Annotated in this window: 21 protein-coding genes; all 21 read right to left on the reverse strand. The window is 55.7% G+C overall.

Going from position 1 to position 20,924, the window contains the following annotated elements; all coding sequences use genetic code 11:
- Position 1 precedes the first annotated feature (1 nt).
- On the reverse strand, positions 2-193 hold the full coding sequence (gene rpmC / locus ACZ5BO_RS31460; RefSeq protein ID WP_002555481.1) for a 50S ribosomal protein L29: 192 nt from the start codon (positions 191-193) through the stop codon (positions 2-4).
- Positions 193-606: a 50S ribosomal protein L16 gene (rplP, locus tag ACZ5BO_RS31465; RefSeq protein WP_003228729.1), complete on the reverse strand. Its 414-nt coding sequence runs from the start codon at positions 604-606 to the stop codon at positions 193-195. Before rplP ends, rpmC begins: the two co-directional genes overlap by 1 nt.
- A gap of 12 nt (positions 607-618) precedes the next feature.
- A complete protein-coding gene (rpsC, locus tag ACZ5BO_RS31470) occupies positions 619-1,305 on the reverse strand; it encodes a 30S ribosomal protein S3 (protein WP_007924192.1) in 687 nt (228 codons plus the stop codon).
- A gap of 13 nt (positions 1,306-1,318) precedes the next feature.
- Positions 1,319-1,651 (reverse strand): 50S ribosomal protein L22, encoded by a 333-nt coding sequence (rplV, locus tag ACZ5BO_RS31475; protein WP_003103908.1) that lies wholly within the window; start codon positions 1,649-1,651, stop codon positions 1,319-1,321.
- Between the two features lie 13 nt (positions 1,652-1,664).
- Positions 1,665-1,940, reverse strand: a complete 276-nt coding sequence (gene rpsS, locus ACZ5BO_RS31480; RefSeq protein ID WP_002555486.1) for a 30S ribosomal protein S19 — start codon at positions 1,938-1,940, stop codon at positions 1,665-1,667.
- 16 nt (positions 1,941-1,956) lie between these two features.
- Positions 1,957-2,781 (reverse strand): 50S ribosomal protein L2, encoded by an 825-nt coding sequence (gene rplB / locus ACZ5BO_RS31485; protein WP_011063775.1) that lies wholly within the window; start codon positions 2,779-2,781, stop codon positions 1,957-1,959.
- A 14-nt stretch (positions 2,782-2,795) separates the two neighbouring features.
- Positions 2,796-3,095, reverse strand: coding sequence for a 50S ribosomal protein L23 (gene rplW, locus ACZ5BO_RS31490; RefSeq protein ID WP_002555488.1), 300 nt, complete (start codon positions 3,093-3,095; stop codon positions 2,796-2,798).
- Entirely contained in the window at positions 3,092-3,694 is a 603-nt protein-coding gene (rplD, locus tag ACZ5BO_RS31495) for a 50S ribosomal protein L4 (RefSeq protein ID WP_007924200.1), read from the reverse strand. The genes rplW and rplD overlap by 4 nt, the downstream gene beginning before the upstream one ends.
- 12 nt (positions 3,695-3,706) lie before the next feature.
- A complete protein-coding gene (gene rplC, locus ACZ5BO_RS31500; protein ID WP_007924205.1) occupies positions 3,707-4,342 on the reverse strand; it encodes a 50S ribosomal protein L3 in 636 nt (211 codons plus the stop codon).
- Between the two features lie 80 nt (positions 4,343-4,422).
- Entirely contained in the window at positions 4,423-4,734 is a 312-nt protein-coding gene (gene rpsJ, locus ACZ5BO_RS31505) for a 30S ribosomal protein S10 (protein ID WP_003186070.1), read from the reverse strand.
- A gap of 141 nt (positions 4,735-4,875) precedes the next feature.
- Complete coding sequence (gene tuf / locus ACZ5BO_RS31510) at positions 4,876-6,069, reverse strand: elongation factor Tu (protein ID WP_464697406.1); 1,194 nt, start codon at positions 6,067-6,069, stop codon at positions 4,876-4,878.
- Between the two features lie 34 nt (positions 6,070-6,103).
- On the reverse strand, positions 6,104-8,251 hold the full coding sequence (fusA, locus tag ACZ5BO_RS31515; protein WP_025132366.1) for an elongation factor G: 2,148 nt from the start codon (positions 8,249-8,251) through the stop codon (positions 6,104-6,106).
- Between the two features lie 30 nt (positions 8,252-8,281).
- The gene (gene rpsG / locus ACZ5BO_RS31520; protein ID WP_007925959.1) at positions 8,282-8,752 is read right to left on the reverse strand and encodes a 30S ribosomal protein S7; all 471 of its coding nucleotides are present in this window, start codon (positions 8,750-8,752) and stop codon (positions 8,282-8,284) included.
- Positions 8,753-8,863: 111 nt separating this feature from the next.
- Complete coding sequence (gene rpsL / locus ACZ5BO_RS31525) at positions 8,864-9,235, reverse strand: 30S ribosomal protein S12 (RefSeq protein WP_003186084.1); 372 nt, start codon at positions 9,233-9,235, stop codon at positions 8,864-8,866.
- 201 nt (positions 9,236-9,436) lie between these two features.
- On the reverse strand, positions 9,437-13,636 hold the full coding sequence (gene rpoC / locus ACZ5BO_RS31530) for a DNA-directed RNA polymerase subunit beta' (protein WP_025132367.1): 4,200 nt from the start codon (positions 13,634-13,636) through the stop codon (positions 9,437-9,439).
- 64 nt (positions 13,637-13,700) lie between these two features.
- Positions 13,701-17,774, reverse strand: a complete 4,074-nt coding sequence (gene rpoB, locus ACZ5BO_RS31535; RefSeq protein ID WP_025132368.1) for a DNA-directed RNA polymerase subunit beta — start codon at positions 17,772-17,774, stop codon at positions 13,701-13,703.
- Between the two features lie 221 nt (positions 17,775-17,995).
- Positions 17,996-18,361 (reverse strand): 50S ribosomal protein L7/L12, encoded by a 366-nt coding sequence (gene rplL / locus ACZ5BO_RS31540; protein WP_011063780.1) that lies wholly within the window; start codon positions 18,359-18,361, stop codon positions 17,996-17,998.
- 80 nt (positions 18,362-18,441) lie between these two features.
- On the reverse strand, positions 18,442-18,942 hold the full coding sequence (rplJ, locus tag ACZ5BO_RS31545) for a 50S ribosomal protein L10 (protein ID WP_025132369.1): 501 nt from the start codon (positions 18,940-18,942) through the stop codon (positions 18,442-18,444).
- A 198-nt stretch (positions 18,943-19,140) separates the two neighbouring features.
- Positions 19,141-19,836 carry a 50S ribosomal protein L1 gene (gene rplA / locus ACZ5BO_RS31550; protein WP_464697407.1) on the reverse strand — a complete coding sequence of 232 codons (696 nt, stop codon included), beginning with the start codon at positions 19,834-19,836 and terminating at the stop codon, positions 19,141-19,143.
- Positions 19,836-20,267, reverse strand: coding sequence for a 50S ribosomal protein L11 (rplK, locus tag ACZ5BO_RS31555; RefSeq protein WP_003176435.1), 432 nt, complete (start codon positions 20,265-20,267; stop codon positions 19,836-19,838). Before rplK ends, rplA begins: the two co-directional genes overlap by 1 nt.
- A gap of 118 nt (positions 20,268-20,385) precedes the next feature.
- On the reverse strand, positions 20,386-20,919 hold the full coding sequence (gene nusG, locus ACZ5BO_RS31560) for a transcription termination/antitermination protein NusG (RefSeq protein ID WP_002555501.1): 534 nt from the start codon (positions 20,917-20,919) through the stop codon (positions 20,386-20,388).
- Between the last annotated feature and the right edge of the window lie 5 nt (positions 20,920-20,924).

The following is a 20,924-nucleotide window of genomic DNA, read 5'->3' on the forward strand; positions in this document are numbered from 1 at the left end:
ATTACTTACCTGCCTGCTGGTTGAGCACAGTCTTCACGCGAGCGATGTCACGCTTAACTTGCGAGAGCAGATGAGACTGCCCCAACTGGCCAGTTGCTTTCTGCATGCGCAGATTGAACTGGTCGCGCAGCAGGCCGAGCAGTTGCTCGTTCAGCTGCTGTGCGGATTTTTCACGAAGTTCATTCGCTTTCATCACATCACCGTCCGTTTAACAAAGGAGGTGGCGAGCGGCAGCTTTGCAGCAGCCAGGGCGAAAGCCTCACGCGCCAGCTCTTCAGAAACACCCTCGATTTCATACAGGACTTTGCCTGGCTGAATCTGGGCAACCCAGTATTCGACGTTACCCTTACCTTTACCCATCCGAACTTCGAGTGGCTTCTTGGAAATAGGCTTGTCCGGGAATACACGGATCCAGATCTTGCCGCCACGTTTTACGTGACGGGTCAGAGCACGACGCGCTGACTCGATCTGACGAGCGGTGAGACGACCACGAGCAACAGACTTCAGCGCGAACTCGCCGAAGCTGACTTTGCTACCGCGCAGTGCCAGACCACGGTTGTGACCGGTCATCTGCTTGCGGAACTTCGTACGCTTTGGTTGCAACATTTGGCGTACCCCTTACTTAGCAGCTTTTTTACGAGGCGCAGGTGCTTGTGGCTTCAGTTCTTCTTGGCGACCACCAATTACTTCGCCTTTGAAGATCCAAACCTTCACACCGATCACACCGTAAGTGGTGTGAGCTTCGTAGGTGGCATAGTCGATATCAGCACGCAGGGTGTGCAGTGGCACACGACCTTCGCGATACCATTCAGTACGTGCGATTTCTGCACCGCCGAGACGACCGCTCACTTGGATTTTGATGCCTTTGGCACCAATGCGCATGGCGTTCTGTACGGCGCGCTTCATAGCGCGACGGAACATTACGCGACGCTCCAGCTGCTGAGCTACGCTCTGCGCAACCAGCATACCGTCGAGCTCCGGCTTTCGGATCTCTTCGATATTGATGTGCACAGGCACACCCATTTGCTTGGTCAGGTCCTGACGCAGCTTCTCAACATCTTCACCTTTCTTGCCGATCACGATGCCGGGACGAGCGGTGTGGATGGTGATGCGTGCAGTTTGAGCCGGACGATGGATATCGATACGGCTTACGGACGCGCTTTTTAGTTTGTCTTGGAGATACTCACGCACATTCAGATCTGCGAGCAAATAGTCCGCATAAGTCCGACCGTCTGCGTACCAGACGGAGGTGTGCTCCTTGACGATTCCCAGGCGAATGCCAATGGGATGTACTTTCTGACCCATCTCTTCGACTCCGTTACTTGTCAGCAACCTTGACAGTGATATGGCAAGACCGCTTGACGATGCGATCAGCACGGCCTTTGGCACGTGGCATGATGCGCTTCAGCGAACGCCCTTCGTTGACGAAAACGGTGGAGACCTTCAGGTCATCAACGTCTGCGCCTTCGTTATGCTCGGCGTTGGCTACGGCCGACTCCAGCACTTTCTTCATGATCTCGGCGGCTTTCTTACTGCTGAAAGCCAACAGGTTGAGCGCTTCGCCCACCTTCTTCCCGCGGATCTGGTCGGCGACCAAGCGGGCTTTCTGGGCGGAGATTCGAGCGCCCGACAACTTAGCGGCTACTTCCATCGTTCCTTACCCCTTAACGCTTGGCTTTCTTGTCAGCCACGTGCCCGCGATATGTACGGGTACCGGCGAACTCGCCCAGTTTGTGGCCGACCATGTCTTCGTTCACGAGAACTGGAACATGTTGACGACCGTTATGCACAGCAATGGTCAGACCGACCATTTGTGGCAGGATCATGGAACGGCGCGACCAGGTCTTAACTGGTTTGCGATCGTTCTTTTCCGCCGCCACTTCGATCTTCTTCAGTAGGTGAAGATCAATAAAAGGACCTTTTTTCAGAGAACGTGGCACTGTCGTATCCCTCTATTTACTTGCGACGACGGACGATCATTTTGTCGGTACGCTTATTACCACGAGTCTTCGCGCCCTTAGTCGGGAAGCCCCATGGCGATACCGGATGACGACCACCAGAGGTACGACCTTCACCACCACCATGTGGGTGGTCAACCGGGTTCATGGCAACACCACGAACGGTTGGGCGAACGCCACGCCAGCGTTTGGCACCAGCTTTACCCAGCGAACGCAGGCTGTGCTCGGAGTTCGAGACTTCGCCCAGGGTCGCACGGCACTCAGCCAGCACTTTACGCATCTCACCAGAACGCAGACGCAGGGTCACATAGACACCCTCACGAGCGACCAGCTGAGCCGAAGCACCAGCCGAACGAGCGATTTGCGCGCCTTTACCTGGCTTCAGTTCGATGCCGTGTACGGTGCTACCAACTGGAATGTTGCGCAGTTGCAGAGCGTTGCCCGGCTTGATCGGTGCCAGAGCACCTGCAATCAGCTGGTCGCCAGCGCTCACGCCTTTAGGGGCGATGATGTAGCGACGCTCGCCATCTGCGTACAGCAGCAGAGCGATGTGAGCAGTACGGTTTGGATCGTATTCGATACGCTCGACAGTGGCAGCGATGCCATCTTTGTCGTTGCGACGGAAGTCGACCAGACGATAATGCTGCTTATGACCACCACCAACGTGACGGGTGGTAATGCGGCCATTGTTGTTACGACCACCAGACTTCGACTTCTTCTCGAGCAGCGGTGCGTGAGGAGCGCCTTTATGCAGCTCCTGGTTGACCACCTTGACCACAAAACGGCGGCCAGGGGAAGTCGGTTTGCATTTAACGATTGCCATGATGCACCCCTTCCTTACTCAGCACTGCTGCTGAAATCGAGATCTTGGCCTGGCTGAAGGGAGATAACTGCCTTCTTCCAGTCATTACGCTTGCCCAGACCGCGAGCGGTACGCTTGCTCTTACCCAGAACATTCAGGGTAGTAACACGTTCCACTTTCACGCTGAACAGGCTTTCGACGGCCTTCTTGATTTCCAGCTTGGTTGCATCAGTAGCAACCTTGAAAACGAACTGGCCTTTCTTGTCTGCCAGAACCGTAGCCTTCTCGGAAACGTGCGGGCCAAGCAGAACTTTAAATACGCGTTCCTGGTTCATCCCAGCAGCTCCTCGAATTTCTTCACGGCCGACACAGTGATCAACACTTTGTCGTATGCGATCAGACTAACTGGATCGGAACCTTGCACGTCACGTACATCAACGTGTGGCAGGTTGCGAGCAGCCAGGTACAGGTTCTGATCAACAGCGTCCGACACGATCAGAACATCGGTCAGGCTCATGTTGTTCAGCTTGCCCAGCAGATCTTTGGTTTTCGGAGTTTCAACAGCGAAATCCTGAACCACGACCAGACGATCAGTACGCACCAGCTCAGCAAGGATGGAACGCATTGCTGCGCGATACATCTTCTTGTTCAGCTTCTGGGAGTGATCCTGAGGACGAGCTGCGAAAGTGGTACCGCCGCCACGCCAGATTGGGCTACGGATAGTACCGGCACGAGCACGGCCAGTACCTTTCTGACGCCATGGGCGCTTGCCGCCACCGGAAACGTCGGAACGGGTCTTTTGCTGCTTGCTACCTTGACGGCCGCCGGCCATGTAGGCCACGACTGCTTGGTGAACCAGCGTCTCGTTGAATTCGCCGCCAAATGTCAGTTCGGAAACTTCGATCGCTTGAGCGTCATTTACATTTAATTGCATGTCAGCTTCCCCTTAACCGCGAGCCTTGGCCGCCGGACGTACAACCAGGTTGCCGCCAGTAGCGCCAGGAACAGCACCCTTGACCAACAACAGATTGCGTTCAGCGTCGACGCGCACTACTTCCAGGGACTGCACGGTCACGCGCTCAGCGCCCATATGACCGGACATTTTTTTGCCCTTGAATACACGACCAGGAGTCTGGCACTGGCCAATAGAGCCCGGGACGCGGTGGGAAACGGAGTTACCGTGGGTGTTATCTTGACCGCGGAAATTCCAACGCTTGATGGTACCGGCGAAGCCTTTACCTTTCGACTGACCGGTAACATCTACCAGTTGGCCAGCTGCGAAGATTTCTGCATTGATCAGATCGCCAGCTTGGTACTCGCCTTCTTCAAGACGGAATTCCCAAACGCCACGACCGGCAGCTACGTTCGCTTTAGCGAAGTGACCTGCTTGAGCAGCAGTCACGCGCGAAGCACGACGCTCACCTACAGTGACCTGCACTGCACGATAGCCATCGGTTTCTTCAGTTTTGAACTGGGTGACGCGATTCGGCTCGATCTCAATGACCGTGACCGGAATGGAGACACCTTCTTCGGTGAAAATACGGGTCATACCGCATTTACGACCGACTACACCAATAGTCATGTTGTAAACCTCATGAGTGTACGGGGCTTTCACCCGCTATGGCCGCCCATTTCAGAGCGTTACACGACTAAGACCGAGTCTTAGCCGAGGCTGATCTGCACTTCCACACCGGCCGCAAGATCAAGCTTCATAAGAGCATCAACGGTTTTATCCGTTGGCTGGACGATGTCCAGTACACGCTTATGAGTACGGATTTCGTACTGGTCACGCGCGTCTTTGTTGACGTGCGGGGAGACCAGAACGGTAAACCGCTCTTTACGGGTAGGCAGTGGAATAGGACCACGCACTTGAGCACCAGTACGTTTCGCGGTTTCCACGATTTCCTGGGTGGATTGGTCGATCAGGCGATGGTCAAAAGCCTTCAACCTGATACGGATTTGCTGATTTTGCATTGGATTTCAGACTCCGGCTGCTATTCCCACCGGGCGCACTGCGCCCGTTAAAAGGAGGCGCAATTCTATAGACGCCCCTGATAGGTGTCAACCCAATAAAAAAGCCCCCGCAATGCGGGGGCTTTTTCAAATCATCGACTATTACTCGATAACTTTGGCTACGACGCCGGCGCCGACGGTACGACCGCCTTCACGGATAGCGAAACGCAGACCATCTTCCATCGCGATGGTTTTGATCAGAGTGACAGTCATCTGGATGTTGTCACCTGGCATTACCATTTCAACGCCTTCTGGCAGCTCGCAGTTACCAGTCACGTCAGTGGTACGGAAGTAGAACTGTGGACGGTAGCCTTTGAAGAACGGAGTATGACGGCCGCCTTCTTCTTTGCTCAGAACGTACACTTCAGCGGTGAACTTGGTGTGCGGCTTAACGGTGCCTGGCTTAACCAGAACCTGGCCACGCTCAACGTCGTCACGCTTGGTGCCACGCAGCAGAACGCCGCAGTTCTCGCCCGCACGACCTTCGTCGAGCAGTTTGCGGAACATTTCAACGCCGGTGCAGGTAGTTTTCTGAGTGTCGCGCAGACCAACGATCTCAACTTCTTCCTGGATGCGAACGATGCCACGCTCAACACGGCCAGTTACCACGGTGCCACGACCGGAGATCGAGAATACGTCTTCGATTGGCATCAGGAACGGCTTGTCGATTGCACGCTCTGGCTCTGGGATGTAGGTGTCCAGAGTTTCTACCAGACGCTTAACAGCGGTGGTACCCATTTCGTTGTCGTCTTGGCCGTTCAGAGCCATCAGAGCCGAACCGATGATGATCGGAGTGTCGTCACCTGGGAAGTCGTAAGTGCTCAGCAGATCGCGCACTTCCATCTCAACCAGTTCCAGCAGCTCAGCGTCGTCAACCATGTCAGCCTTGTTCAGGAAGACAACGATGTACGGAACGCCTACCTGACGGGACAGCAGGATGTGCTCACGAGTTTGTGGCATCGGACCATCAGCGGCCGAGCAAACCAGGATCGCGCCGTCCATCTGCGCAGCACCGGTGATCATGTTTTTTACGTAGTCGGCGTGACCTGGGCAGTCAACGTGCGCGTAGTGACGCACAGCCGAATCGTATTCAACGTGAGAGGTGTTGATGGTGATACCACGAGCCTTCTCTTCCGGGGCGCTGTCGATCTTGTCGAAGTCAACCTTGGCCGAACCGAAAACCTCGGAGCAAACACGGGTCAGAGCAGCAGTCAGAGTGGTTTTACCGTGGTCAACGTGACCAATGGTGCCAACGTTGACGTGCGGTTTGTTACGTTCAAATTTTTCTTTAGCCACGACAATTAACTCCTAGCCTAAAGGGGAGACTGAATCAGCCTTGTTTTTTAACGAGAGCTTCGACGATGTTCGACGGAGCTTCGGCGTATTTGGAGAATTCCATGGAGTAGCTCGCGCGACCCTGAGACATGGAACGAACGTCGGTTGCATAACCGAACATTTCACCCAGCGGCACTTCAGCACGGATAACCTTGCCGGACACCGAGTCATCCATACCCTGAATCAGACCACGACGACGGTTCAGGTCACCCATCACGTCACCCATGTAGTCCTCTGGGGTTACCACTTCAACCTTCATGATCGGCTCGAGCACAACACCGCCGCCCTTCTGGGCCAGCTGCTTGGTCGCCATGGAGGCCGCCACCTTGAACGCCATCTCGTTGGAGTCGACGTCGTGGTAGGAACCATCGAACACGGTAGCCTTCAGGCCGATCAGCGGATAGCCGGCAACGACGCCGTTCTTCATCTGCTCTTCGATACCCTTCTGGATAGCCGGGATGTATTCCTTAGGAACCACACCACCAACAACTTCGTTGGTGAAGACCAGACCTTCGGTGATGTTGCCGTTCGCATCGACGTCCGGCTCCGAGAAACGGATCCAGCAGTGACCGAACTGACCGCGACCGCCGGACTGACGAACGAACTTGCCTTCGATCTCGACGTTGCTCTTGCTGATCTTCTCGCGGTACGAAACCTGCGGCTTGCCGATGTTGGCTTCGACGTTGAACTCGCGCTTCATGCGGTCAACGAGGATGTCCAGGTGCAGCTCACCCATACCGGAGATGATGGTCTGGCCAGTCTCTTCGTCGGTCTTGACGCGGAACGACGGGTCTTCCTGGGCCAGCTTGCCCAGTGCGATACCCATCTTTTCCTGGTCCTGCTTGGTTTTCGGCTCTACCGCTACCGAAATCACAGGCTCAGGGAAGTCCATACGCTCAAGGATGATCTGCTTGTCGAGATCGCACAGAGTGTCACCAGTGGTGACGTCCTTCATGCCGATCAGGGCAGCGATGTCGCCTGCACGTACTTCCTTGATCTCTTCACGCTGGTTGGCGTGCATCTGCACCATACGACCAACGCGCTCTTTCTTGCCCTTGACCGAGTTGATCACGGAGTCGCCCGAGCTCAGGAAGCCCGAGTAAACGCGCACGAAAGTCAGAGTACCAACGAACGGGTCAGTAGCGATCTTGAATGCCAGAGCCGAGAACGGTTCCGAATCGTCAGCATGACGCTCGTCGTAATCCGCTTCTACCAGCTCTTCCTTCGGCTTCTCGATGAGATCCGGGTGGATACCTTTGATCGCAGGGATCTCGGTAGGAGCAGGCAGGAAGTCGATAACGGCGTCGAGAACCAGGGGAACACCCTTGTTCTTGAACGAAGAACCGCAGACAGCCGGAACGATCTCGCTAGCCAGGGTGCGCGCACGCAGGCCGGCCTTGATCTCTTCGACGGTCAGGTCACCTTCTTCAAGGTACTTGTTCATCAGCTCTTCGTTGGCTTCAGCAGCAGCTTCAACCATGTTGGAGCGCCACTCGTTAGCCAGGTCCAGCATATCGGCAGGAATTTCTTCCTCGCGATAGGTAGTACCCTTGTCGTCGTCGTTCCAGTAGATAGCCTTCATCTTGATCAGATCAACCTGACCTTCGAAGTTATCTTCAGCGCCGATAGCCAGCTGAACCGGAACCGGGGTGTGACCCAGGCGGTTTTTGATCTGGCCAACAACGCGCAGGAAGTTAGCACCGGCACGGTCCATCTTGTTCACGTAAACAACACGTGGAACGCCGTATTTGTTGGCTTGACGCCATACGGTTTCAGACTGAGGCTCAACACCGGAAGTACCGCAGAACACAACGACCGCGCCGTCGAGTACACGCAGCGAACGCTCTACTTCAATAGTGAAGTCAACGTGGCCTGGGGTATCGATAACGTTTACACGATAGTTATCGTATTGGCCGCGCGAACCTTTCCAGAAGGTAGTTACAGCAGCGGAGGTAATGGTGATACCCCGCTCCTGCTCCTGCACCATCCAGTCGGTGGTAGCAGCACCGTCATGCACCTCACCCATCTTGTGGCTGAGACCTGTGTAGAACAGGATCCGCTCGGTAGTGGTAGTCTTGCCCGCGTCAACGTGGGCACAGATACCGATGTTACGGTAGCGGTTGATTGCTGTAGTACGAGCCATAAAGCCCTCGCAAATTGAATGATGCCGATATTAGAAGCGGTAGTGCGAGAAAGCCTTGTTGGCTTCAGCCATACGGTGTACGTCTTCACGCTTCTTAACTGCAGCACCTTTGCCTTCGGCAGCGTCCAGCAGTTCGCCAGCCAAACGCAGAGCCATAGACTTCTCACCGCGCTTGCGCGCGAAGTCTACCAACCAGCGCATTGCCAGAGCGTTACGACGGGACGGACGAACTTCGACCGGAACCTGGTAAGTAGCACCGCCTACACGGCGCGACTTCACTTCGACCAGCGGAGCGATGGCGTCGAGAGCTTTCTCGAAGATTTCCAGGGGATCGCTGTTCTTGCGCTCTTTAACTTTTTCCAGCGCGCCATAAACGATACGTTCGGCAACGGCTTTCTTGCCGCTTTCCATTACGTGGTTCATGAACTTGGCGAGGATCTGGCTTCCGTATTTCGGATCGTCCAGAATCTCACGTTTGGCTGCTACGCGACGTCTTGGCATTGATAAGCCCTCAAACGGTCTTCAGGTTAGCTCGGGACAGTTGATCCAATGGACGCGTGCCCGACCTTACTCTTATCGACTCAATATAATTAAAAACTGCAAAACGGCCGATTACTTCGGACGCTTGGTACCGTACTTCGAACGACCTTGGTTACGACCTTTAACGCCGGAGGTATCCAGGGAGCCGCGAACGGTGTGGTAACGAACACCTGGCAAGTCTTTTACACGGCCGCCACGAATCAGTACGACGCTGTGCTCTTGCAGGTTGTGGCCTTCACCGCCGATGTACGAGGAAACCTCGAAACCGTTGGTCAGACGCACACGGCATACTTTACGCAGTGCCGAGTTAGGTTTTTTCGGCGTAGTGGTATACACGCGAGTGCATACGCCACGACGTTGCGGGCAGTTCTGCAGCGCAGGTACGTCGGATTTCTCGACGATACGCTTACGCGGCTGACGTACCAGCTGGTTGATAGTTGCCATCTACTAGCTCCACTGTTGTCTTTCGACATAAACAAAATGGCAGAGCAGGAGCTCCACCAAATTTAGGGGTACAAGAGTCTAAAGAGGATCTTGGCCCCAGTCAAGACAAGGCCCCGGCCTCTCCGATCAGTGAACCTCGACAAAAAGTGTCTTGATTCTCAATCGAAAAAACCAGGGCCTCATCCCAATCTACTGCAGACCTCAGTTACCGCTGGAGTTCAGCGCTTCAGTCAGTGCTGCTTCGACTTCGCTTGCGCTTACGCGCAGCGGCTTGTCTGCATCACGACGACGCTTACGCTCGCTGTGGTAAGCCAGGCCAGTACCGGCCGGGATCAGACGACCCACGACCACGTTTTCCTTCAGGCCGCGCAGGTAGTCGCGCTTGCCAGTCACCGCCGCCTCGGTCAGTACACGAGTGGTCTCTTGGAAAGAGGCCGCCGAGATGAACGATTCGGTGGACAAGGATGCCTTGGTAATACCCAGCAGTACGCGGGTGAACTTGGCGATGAACTTGTCTTCGGTGCTCAGGCGTTCGTTTTCTACCAGTACGTGAGTCAGTTCCATCTGGTCGCCCTTGATGAAGCTGGAGTCGCCGGACTCGGCAATCTCAACTTTACGCAGCATCTGACGCAGGATGGTCTCGATGTGCTTGTCGTTGATCTTCACGCCCTGCAGGCGGTAAACGTCCTGGATCTCGTTAACGATGTACTTGGCCAGCGCACTCACACCCAGCAGACGCAGGATGTCGTGCGGATCGCTTGGACCATCGGAGATAACTTCGCCGCGGTTCACTTGTTCGCCTTCGAAGACGTTCAGGTGACGCCACTTCGGAATCAGCTCTTCATACGGATCGCTACCGTCGTTCGGCGTGATGACCAGGCGACGCTTGCCCTTGGTCTCTTTACCGAACGCGATGGTGCCGCTGACCTCAGCCAGAATCGATGCTTCCTTAGGACGACGAGCTTCGAACAAGTCAGCAACACGCGGCAGACCACCGGTGATGTCACGGGTCTTCGAAGTTTCCTGCGGGATACGAGCGATAACATCACCGATCGCAATCTTCGCACCATCCGCTACACCGACCAGGGCGTTGGCTGGCAGGAAGTACTGAGCGATTACGTCAGTGCCTGGCAGCAACAGATCCTTGCCGTTGTCATCGACCATCTTCACGGCAGGACGGATGTCTTTACCGGCAGCTGGACGATCTTTAGCGTCGAGTACTTCAATGTTGGTCATACCGGTCAATTCGTCAGTCTGACGCTTGATCGTGATGCCTTCTTCCATGCCCACGTAGGTCACGGTACCTTTCATTTCGGTAACGATTGGGTGAGTGTGCGGATCCCACTTGGCGACGATTGCGCCAGCGTCGACCTTGTCACCCTCTTTAACCGAAATAACAGCACCGTATGGCAGCTTGTAACGCTCACGCTCACGACCGAAATCATCAGCGATCGCCAGTTCACCAGAACGGGAAACGGCAACCAGGTGACCGTCAATACGCTCTACGTGCTTCAGGTTATGCAGACGGACGGTACCGCCGTTCTTCACCTGAACGCTGTCGGCTGCCGAAGTCCGGCTCGCCGCACCACCGATGTGGAACGTACGCATGGTCAGCTGGGTACCCGGCTCACCGATGGACTGGGCAGCGATAACGCCGACCGCTTCACCGATGTTCACCTGGTGACCACGAGCCAGGTCACGGCCGTAGCACTTGGCGCAGATGCCATAGCGAGTTTCGCAGCTGATCGGCGAACGCACGATCACTTCGTCGATGCTGTTGAGCTCGATGAACTCAACCCACTTCTCGTCTACCAGGGTGCCGGCAGGAACGATGACGTCCTCGGTACCTGGCTTGAATACGTCACGGGCGATAACACGACCCAATACGCGCTCACCCAATGGCTCTACAACGTCACCGCCTTCAATGTGCGGAGTCATCAGCAGGCCGTGTTCGGTGCCGCAATCGATCTCGGTTACAACCAGATCCTGCGCAACGTCTACCAGACGACGAGTCAGGTAACCGGAGTTCGCAGTTTTCAACGCGGTATCCGCAAGACCCTTACGAGCACCGTGAGTCGAGATGAAGTACTGGAGTACGCTCAGACCTTCACGGAAGTTCGCAGTAATCGGCGTTTCGATGATGGAGCCGTCCGGCTTGGCCATCAGGCCACGCATACCGGCCAGCTGACGGATCTGTGCTGCGGAACCCCGCGCACCCGAGTCAGCCATCATGTACATCGAGTTGAACGATTCTTGCTCGACTTCGTCGCCATGGCGGTCGATGACTTTCTCTTTCGAGAGGTTGGCCATCATCGCCTTGGATACTTCGTCGTTGGCCTTCGACCAAAGGTCGATCACTTTGTTGTACTTCTCGCCCTGGGTTACCAGGCCGGAGGCGTACTGGCTCTCGATCTCTTTCACTTCGTCGGTGGCAGCACCGATGATGCGGGCTTTTTCATCCGGGATAACGAAGTCGTTAACACCGATGGAAACACCAGAGATGGTCGAGTAAGCGAAACCGGTGTACATCAACTGGTCAGCGAAGATCACGGTCTCTTTCAGACCCACCACGCGGTAGCACTGGTTGATCAGCTTGGAGATCGCCTTCTTCTTCATCGGCAGGTTGACGACGTCGAACGACAGACCCTTCGGCACAACCTGGAACAGCAGTGCACGGCCGACAGTGGTGTCGACGATACGGGTGGCGCTCACGCTGCCGCCATCACGATCATTGACGGTTTCGCTGATGCGAACCTTGATCTTGGCGTGCAGAGCCGCTTCGCCGGCGCGGAATACGCGGTCGACTTCCTGCAGATCGGCGAACACACGACCTTCGCCCTTGGCGTTGATCGCTTCACGAGTCATGTAGTACAGACCCAATACAACGTCCTGCGACGGAACGATGATTGGCTCACCGTTGGCTGGCGACAGAATGTTGTTGGTCGACATCATCAACGCACGCGCTTCCAGCTGGGCTTCCAGCGTCAGCGGCACGTGCACGGCCATTTGGTCGCCGTCGAAGTCGGCGTTGTACGCGGCACAGACCAGAGGGTGCAGCTGGATAGCCTTACCTTCGATCAGTACTGGTTCAAACGCCTGGATGCCCAGACGGTGAAGGGTCGGTGCACGGTTGAGGAGCACTGGGTGTTCGCGAATTACTTCAGCAAGAACGTCCCAAACCTCTGGCAGCTCGCGCTCGACCATCTTCTTCGCGGCTTTGATGGTGGTGGCCAGGCCACGCATTTCCAACTTGCCGAAAATGAACGGTTTGAACAGCTCGAGAGCCATCTTCTTCGGCAGACCGCACTGGTGCAGACGCAGGGTCGGACCTACGGTAATTACCGAACGACCGGAGTAGTCAACACGCTTACCGAGCAAGTTCTGACGGAAACGACCTTGCTTACCCTTGATCATGTCAGCCAGGGATTTCAGAGGACGCTTGTTGGAACCGGTGATAGCACGACCACGACGACCGTTGTCGAGCAGTGCGTCGACAGCTTCCTGCAACATACGCTTTTCGTTGCGCACGATGATGTCCGGAGCGGACAGATCCAGCAGGCGCTTCAAACGGTTGTTACGGTTGATCACTCGACGATACAGATCGTTGAGGTCGGAAGTCGCGAAGCGACCGCCATCCAGCGGGACCAATGGACGCAGATCTGGCGGCAGAACCGGCAGAACGGTCAGCACCATCCACTCTGGCAGGTTGCCGGAGCCCTGGAAGGCTTCCATCAACTTCAGACGCTTGGACAGCTTCTTGATCTTGGTTTCCGAGTTGGTTTGCGGAATCTCTTCGCGCAGACGGCCAATCTCGTGCTCCAGGTCGATAGCGTGCAGCAGCTCGCGGACAGCCTCGGCACCCATGCGGGCGTCGAAGTCGTCACCGAACTCTTCCAGCGCTTCGAAGTACTGCTCGTCGTTCAGCAACTGACCCTTTTCCAGGGTGGTCATGCCTGGATCGATAACGACATAGCTCTCGAAGTAGAGAACACGTTCGATATCACGCAGGGTCATGTCCATCAGCAGGCCGATACGGGACGGCAGCGATTTCAGGAACCAGATGTGGGCAACCGGCGAAGCCAGCTCGATGTGCGCCATGCGCTCACGACGAACCTTGGCCAGTGCAACTTCAACGCCACACTTCTCGCAGATCACGCCGCGATGCTTCAAGCGCTTGTACTTACCGCACAGGCACTCGTAATCCTTTACCGGGCCAAAGATCTTGGCGCAGAACAGGCCGTCACGCTCAGGCTTGAACGTACGGTAGTTGATGGTTTCCGGCTTTTTAACTTCACCGAACGACCACGAACGGATCATCTCAGGCGAGGCCAATCCAATACGGATGGCGTCGAACTCTTCGACTTGACCCTGGTTTTTCAGCAAATTCAGTAGGTCTTTCAAGGCCTTTCCTCCTGGCGGAGCAGAGAGCGGGCAATCCTGCCCCGCTCTCGATTCGCGTCACGTGTTATTCGGTTTCCAGATCGATATCGATGCCGAGGGAACGAATTTCTTTGATCAACACGTTGAAGGACTCGGGCATGCCCGGCTCCATACGGTGATCGCCGTCCACGATGTTTTTGTACATCTTGGTACGACCGTTCACATCGTCCGACTTCACTGTGAGCATTTCTTGCAGAGTGTATGCAGCACCGTATGCTTCCAGTGCCCAGACCTCCATCTCCCCGAAACGCTGACCACCGAACTGCGCCTTACCACCCAGCGGCTGCTGGGTAACCAGGCTGTACGAACCGGTAGAACGAGCGTGCATCTTGTCGTCTACCAAGTGGTTCAGTTTCAGCATGTACATGTAGCCAACGGTAACTGGACGCTCGAACTTGTTGCCGGTACGGCCGTCGGTCAGCTGCATCTGGCCGCTTTCTGGCAGGTCCGCCAGTTTCAGCATGGCCTTGATTTCGCTTTCCTTGGCACCGTCGAACACCGGGGTGGCCATCGGTACGCCGCCACGCAGGTTTTTCGCCAGATCCAGGATCTCCTGGTCGGAGAAGCTGTCCAGGTCTTCGTTGCGACCGCCGATCTGGTTGTAGATCTCGTCCAGGAAGGTGCGCAGTTCCGCGACCTTGCGCTGCTCTTCGACCATACGGTTGATCTTCTCGCCCAAACCTTTGGCTGCAAGGCCCAGGTGAGTTTCGAGAATCTGACCAACGTTCATACGCGAAGGTACGCCCAGCGGGTTGAGGACCACGTCGACCGGGGTGCCATTGGCATCGTGCGGCATGTCTTCAACCGGCATGATCACGGAGACCACACCCTTGTTACCGTGACGACCGGCCATCTTGTCGCCCGGCTGGATGCGACGACGGATTGCCAGGTAGACCTTGACGATTTTCAGCACGCCTGGAGCCAGGTCATCGCCCTGCTGCAGTTTGCGCTTCTTGTCTTCGAACTTGTCGTCCAGCAGACGGCGGCGATCAACGATGTAGGCCTGGGCCTTCTCGAGCTGCTCGTTCAGAGCGTCTTCAGCCATGCGCAGTTTGAACCACTGGCCGTGCTCAAGACCGTCGAGAACTTCGTCGGTGATCTCCTGACCTTTCTTCAGTCCGGCGCCGCCTTCGGCTTTGTGGCCGACCAGAGCGGAACGCAGACGTTCGAAAGTAGCGCCTTCAACGATGCGGAACTCTTCGTTCAGATCCTTGCGGATCTCGTCGAGCTGGCTCTTCTCGATCGACAGGGCACGAGCGTCACGCTCTACACCGTCACGAGTGAAGACCTGTACGTCGATGACAGTACCCTTGGTACCGGTAGGTACACGCAGGGAGGTGTCTTTAACATCGCTGGCTTTTTCACCGAAGATTGCACGCAGCAGTTTTTCTTCCGGAGTCAGCTGGGTCTCGCCTTTCGGAGTGACTTTACCAACCAGGATGTCGCCTGCGCCTACTTCAGCACCTACGTAAACGATACCGGCTTCGTCCAGCTTGTTCAGTGCAGCTTCACCCACGTTCGGGATGTCCGCAGTGATTTCCTCTGGGCCAAGCTTGGTGTCACGGGCCACACAGGTCAGTTCCTGGATGTGGATCGTGGTGAAGCGGTCTTCCTGAACCACACGCTCGGACAGGCAGATGGAGTCTTCGAAGTTGAAGCCGTTCCACGCCATGAACGCGATGCGCATGTTCTGACCCAGAGCCAGCTCACCCATGTCGGTGGACGGACCGTCGGCCATGATGTCGCTGCGCTGAACCCGATCACCCTTGCTCACCAGCGGACGCTGGTTGATGCAGGTGTTCTGGTTGGAGCGGGTGTACTTGGTCAGGTTGTAGATGTCGACACCGGCTTCGCCAGTTTCAACTTCGTCATCAGCAACACGAACCACGATACGGCTGGCATCAACCGAGTCGATCACGCCGCCACGACGAGCCACGACGCAAACGCCGGAGTCACGGGCAACGTTGCGCTCCATGCCGGTACCTACCAGCGGCTTGTCAGCACGCAGGGTTGGTACAGCTTGACGCTGCATGTTGGAACCCATCAACGCACGGTTGGCGTCGTCGTGCTCGAGGAACGGAATCAACGACGCAGCAACCGAAACTACCTGCTTCGGCGACACGTCCATCAAGGTGACGTCTTCTGGCGCCTTGACGGTGAATTCGTTCAAGTGACGAACAGCTACCAGCTCATCGATCAGCTGACCTTTGTCGTTCATGGTCGCCGAAGCCTGGGCGATCACGTGATCGGCCTCTTCGATAGCGGACAGGAACACGATCTCGTCAGTTACCAGCGCGTCTTTCACCACACGGTACGGGCTTTCGAGGAAGCCGTACTGGTTGGTGCGGGCATAGGCAGCCAAGGAGTTGATCAGACCAATGTTCGGACCTTCAGGCGTTTCAATCGGGCATACACGACCGTAGTGAGTCGGGTGTACGTCACGAACTTCAAAGCCTGCACGCTCACGAGTCAGACCGCCCGGGCCGAGTGCGGATACACGACGCTTGTGGGTAATCTCGGACAGCGGGTTGTTCTGGTCCATGAACTGCGACAGCTGGCTGGAACCGAAGAACTCTTTCACTGCCGCAGCTACTGGCTTGGCATTGATCAGGTCTTGCGGCATCAGGCCTTCGCTTTCAGCCATCGACAGACGCTCTTTGACCGCGCGCTCTACACGCACCAGGCCAACGCGGAACTGGTTCTCGGCCATTTCGCCTACGCAGCGAACACGACGGTTACCCAGGTGGTCGATGTCGTCGACGATGCCTTTACCGTTACGGATGTCGACCAGAGTCTTCAGTACAGCAACGATGTCTTCTTTGCACAGAACGCCCGAACCCTCGATCTCGGTACGACCGATGCGACGGTTGAACTTCATCCGGCCAACGGCGGACAGGTCATAACGCTCAGGGCTGAAGAACAGGTTGTTGAACAGCGTCTCGGCAGCGTCCTTGGTTGGTGGCTCGCCAGGACGCATCATGCGATAGATCTCGACCAGCGCTTCCAATTGGTTGCTGGTGGAGTCGATCTTCAGCGTGTCGGAAACGAACGGACCGCAGTCGATGTCGTTGGTGTACAGCGTTTCGATGCGAACGACCTGAGCCTTGGCGATCTTGGCCAGGATCTCGGTATTCAGCTCGGTGTTGCACTCAGCCAGGATCTCGCCGGTGGCCGGGTGCACGATGGCCTTGGCAGTGGTGCGACCCAGGACATAGTCCAGAGGTACGTCCAGCTCTTTGATGCCGGCTTTTTCCAGCTGGTTGATATGGCGAGCGGTGATACGACGACCCTGCTCGACAATAACCTTGCCCTTGTCATCCTGGATGTCCAGGACCGCGATTTCACCGCGCAGGCGCTGAGGCACCAACTCCAGGCTCAGGACTTCGCCCTTCACGTGGAAAACGTTGGTGGTGTAGAAAGCGTCCAGCACTTCTTCAGTGGTGTAGCCCAGCGCGCGCAGCAGAACCGAGGCAGGCAGCTTGCGACGACGGTCGATACGGACAAACACGCAGTCTTTCGGATCGAACTCGAAGTCCAACCACGAACCGCGGTAAGGAATGATCCGCGCGGAGTACAGCAGCTTACCGGAGCTGTGCGTCTTGCCACGGTCGTGGTCGAAGAATACGCCAGGGGAACGGTGCAATTGGGAAACGATTACACGCTCGGTACCGTTGATTACGAAGGTACCGTTCTCAGTCATCAGGGGGATTTCACCCATGTAGACTTCTTGCTCTTTGATGTCCTTGATCGCTTTGTTCGACGATTCTTTGTCGAAAATGATCAGGCGCACTTTTACCCGCAAAGGTACGGCGTAAGTCACGCCACGCAACACGCATTCTTTAACATCAAACGCCGGTTCGCCCAGGCGATAACCGACATACTCCAACGCAGCATTGCCGGAGTAGCTGATGATCGGGAAAACGGATTTGAAGGCCGCATGCAGGCCCACGTCGCGGAACTGATCTTTAGTCGCTCCCGCTTGCAAGAATTCACGATACGAATCCAGCTGGATGGCCAGGAGGTAAGGCACATCCATGACGTCCGGCAACTTGCTAAAGTCCTTGCGGATACGTTTTTTCTCAGTATATGAGTAAGCCATCAGCGTTCCCCAGCTTGGTCACCTGCTTATTCGGCCCCTCCCGACGGGAGCAGCCAGAAAATCGTGCAAACCCTTTGGTTTGCGCCACCCCTGTGGGTGGGTTACAGCACGTTAAAGGCACCGACCCAGTCGGTCGCCAATAACGGAAAAAGGCCGGTGGCAAAAGCCACCAGCCATCAGCCGTTCGCTTAACGCTTGGGCTGGAGACACAAAGTCGATGCTTACTTCAGCTCGACTTTAGCGCCTGCTTCTTCCAGAGCTGCTTTGGCTTTGTCAGCTGCTTCTTTGGCAACAGCTTCCAGAACCATGGCAGGAGCGCCGTCAACTACAGCCTTGGCTTCTTTCAGGCCCAGACCGGTCAGTTCACGTACAGCCTTGATCACGTTAACTTTCTTCTCGCCAGCTTCGGTCAGCATGACGTTGAATTCAGTTTGCTCTTCAACAACAGCGGCAGCAGCAGCTGGGCCGGCAGCGGCAACAGCAGCGGTAACGCCGAAGGTTTCTTCCATTGCCTTGATCAGCTCAACAACTTCCAGAACGGTTTTCTGGCCGATTGCTTCGATGATTTGCTCGTTAGTCAGAGACATGACTATAAATTCCTGTATTGGGGTGACAGCCTACGCAGCCATCAAATTAAACGTATGATTTTGAAAGGGCTTGCGGTGCCTTAGGCAGCTGCAGCTTCTTTCTGGTCGCGAATAGCCGCCAGAGTACGAGCCAGCTTGCTGGTAGCGCCTTGAATCACGCTCATCAGCTTCGCAATGGCTTCGTCGCGAGTTGGCAGCGAAGCCAACACGTCGATCTCGTTTGCTGCGAGGTACTTGCCCTCGAACGCAGCTGCCTTGATCTCGAACTTGTCCTGACCCTTTGCGAACTCTTTGAAAATACGAGCAGCAGCGCCCGGATGTTCCTTGGAGAATGCAATCAGGGTAGGGCCGACGAACGCGTCGTTGAGCACATCATATTGAGTGCCTTCAACTGCGCGCTTGAGCAGAGTGTTACGTACGACACGCACGTAAACACCAGCTTCGCGGGCCTCTTTACGGAGTCCGGTCATAGCGCCTACTGTCACACCACGGGCATCAGCCACGACAGCGGACAGAGCAGCTTTGGCAGCCTCGTTGACTTCAGCGACGATGGCCTTCTTGTCTTCGAGTTTAATTGCCACGGGTTTAACTCCTGCTTGTTACCGTTTCATCCAACCTGGGCTGGATGTCGTTTTGGTGTCTGATTCGGTAAGGAACCGGGAGCACCATCTGCGTAGGCTTGAGGTTTAAGACTTGCGTCGCCTACGGTCTTGGATAGCCCCCGCCAGGCAGGGACCCCAATCTTTCAACTGACGCAATTGATTGCGTCAGCTTGTGTCTTATACGTCCAGCGAACCTTGGTCGATGACCAGACCTGGGCCCATGGTGGTGCTCAGGGTAACGCGCTTGACGTAGATACCTTTCGAAGAAGCTGGCTTGATACGCTTCAGATCAGCGATCAGGGCTTCAACGTTTTCCTTCAGCTTGACGGCGTCGAAACCGACCTTGCCAACGGAAGTGTGGATGATGCCGTTTTTGTCGGTGCGGTAGCGAACCTGACCAGCCTTGGCGTTCTTAACGGCCGTAGCTACGTCTGGAGTCACGGTACCAACCTTCGGGTTAGGCATCAGGCCACGAGGACCCAGAACCTGACCCAACTGACCTACAACGCGCATTGCATCCGGGGAAGCAATAACTACGTCGTAGTTCAGGTCGCCGCCTTTCATTTCGGCAGCCAGATCGTCCATACCTACACGGTCCGCACCGGCAGCCAGAGCAGCTTCGGCTGCTGGACCCTGGGTGAACACAGCAACACGTACAGTCTTGCCAGTGCCGTGTGGCAGCACAGTAGCGCTACGAACAACCTGGTCAGATTTACGTGGGTCTACGCCCAGGTTCACAGCAACGTCCACGGACTCACTGAACTTAACGGTCGACAGCTCGGTCAGGAGAGCGGCGGCGTCTACAAAGTTGTAGGCCTTGCCTGCTTCAATCTTGCCGGCGATAGTCTTTTGGCGCTTGGTCAGCTTAGCCATTACACACCCTCCACGTTAAGGCCCATGCTACGAGCAGAACCGGCGATAGTACGCACGGCTGCATCCATATCAGCTGCAGTCAGATCCGCGTTTTTGGTTTTCGCGATTTCTTCCAGCTGAGCACGGGTAACAGTGCCAACCTTAACGGTGTTCGGGCGAGCAGAACCGCTAGTCAGACCAGCAGCCTTCTTCAGCAGAACCGAAGCAGGGGTGCTTTTAGTTTCGAAAGTGAAGCTGCGGTCACTGTAGACAGTGATGATCACAGGAGTCGGCAGGCCCGGCTCAAGACCCTGAGTACGGGCGTTGAAAGCCTTGCAGAATTCCATGATGTTCACGCCGTGCTGACCCAGAGCTGGACCAACGGGCGGGCTTGGATTGGCCTGAGCGGCCTTAACTTGCAGCTTGATGTAAGCAGTAATTTTCTTAGCCATGAGGCACTCCAATTACGGGTTCAGACGCCTAAAAAGGCTCCCCGGTTACTTGCGCGTTTATCCCGGTGACGAAAAAACCCCACAGCCTAAGGCTGCGGGGTATGGGATTCTCGTTCAGTTATGCCTTCTCGACCTGACTGAACTCTAGCTCTACCGGAGTAGAGCGACCGAAAATGAGCACCGCCACTTGGATTCGGCTCTTTTCGTAGTTAACTTCTTCAACAGTACCGTTAAAGTCAGCGAATGGGCCGTCAGTAACACGAACCACTTCGCCCGGCTCAAACAGAGTCTTGGGCTTGGGCTTGTCGCTGCCATCGGCAACGCGACGCAGAATGGCTTCTGCCTCTTTATCAGTGATAGGAGCCGGCTTGTCAGCAGTACCACCAATGAAACCCATGACACGAGGAGTGTCCTTGACCAAGTGCCAAGTACCCTCATTCATGTCCATCTGAACCAGCACATAGCCTGGAAAGAACTTACGCTCGCTCTTGCGCTTCTGGCCATTGCGCATCTCAACCACTTCTTCAGTGGGGACCAGAATCTCGCCGAAGCCATCTTCCATGCCAGCCAGCTTTACACGCTCGATCAACGAACGCATTACATGCTTCTCGTAACCCGAGTAAGCATGCACAACGTACCAACGCTTAGCCACGGGAC

The organism is Pseudomonas sp. FFPRI_1 (assembly GCF_055384485.1).

Excerpts from the sequence above, each read along its gene's own strand:
- rpsL (WP_003186084.1), bottom strand. The coding sequence starts at position 9,235 with ATGGCAACTATCAACCAGCTGGTACGTCAGCCGCGTAAGCGTATCGTC.
- rpsG (WP_007925959.1), bottom strand. The coding sequence starts at position 8,752 with ATGCCAAGACGTCGCGTAGCAGCCAAACGTGAGATTCTGGACGATCCG.
- rpsC (WP_007924192.1), bottom strand. The coding sequence starts at position 1,305 with ATGGGTCAGAAAGTACATCCCATTGGCATTCGCCTGGGAATCGTCAAG.
- rplV (WP_003103908.1), bottom strand. The coding sequence starts at position 1,651 with ATGGAAGTAGCCGCTAAGTTGTCGGGCGCTCGAATCTCCGCCCAGAAA.
- rpoB (WP_025132368.1), bottom strand. The coding sequence starts at position 17,774 with ATGGCTTACTCATATACTGAGAAAAAACGTATCCGCAAGGACTTTAGC.
- rplD (WP_007924200.1), bottom strand. The coding sequence starts at position 3,694 with ATGCAATTAAATGTAAATGACGCTCAAGCGATCGAAGTTTCCGAACTG.
- fusA (WP_025132366.1), bottom strand. The coding sequence starts at position 8,251 with ATGGCTCGTACTACAGCAATCAACCGCTACCGTAACATCGGTATCTGT.
- rplK (WP_003176435.1), bottom strand. The coding sequence starts at position 20,267 with ATGGCTAAGAAAATTACTGCTTACATCAAGCTGCAAGTTAAGGCCGCT.
- rpsJ (WP_003186070.1), bottom strand. The coding sequence starts at position 4,734 with ATGCAAAATCAGCAAATCCGTATCAGGTTGAAGGCTTTTGACCATCGC.
- rpmC (WP_002555481.1), bottom strand. The coding sequence starts at position 193 with ATGAAAGCGAATGAACTTCGTGAAAAATCCGCACAGCAGCTGAACGAG.
- rplA (WP_464697407.1), bottom strand. The coding sequence starts at position 19,836 with ATGGCTAAGCTGACCAAGCGCCAAAAGACTATCGCCGGCAAGATTGAA.
- rplL (WP_011063780.1), bottom strand. The coding sequence starts at position 18,361 with ATGTCTCTGACTAACGAGCAAATCATCGAAGCAATCGGCCAGAAAACC.
- rplP (WP_003228729.1), bottom strand. The coding sequence starts at position 606 with ATGTTGCAACCAAAGCGTACGAAGTTCCGCAAGCAGATGACCGGTCAC.
- rplC (WP_007924205.1), bottom strand. The coding sequence starts at position 4,342 with ATGACTATTGGTGTAGTCGGTCGTAAATGCGGTATGACCCGTATTTTC.
- rplB (WP_011063775.1), bottom strand. The coding sequence starts at position 2,781 with ATGGCAATCGTTAAATGCAAACCGACTTCCCCTGGCCGCCGTTTTGTG.
- rplW (WP_002555488.1), bottom strand. The coding sequence starts at position 3,095 with ATGAACCAGGAACGCGTATTTAAAGTTCTGCTTGGCCCGCACGTTTCC.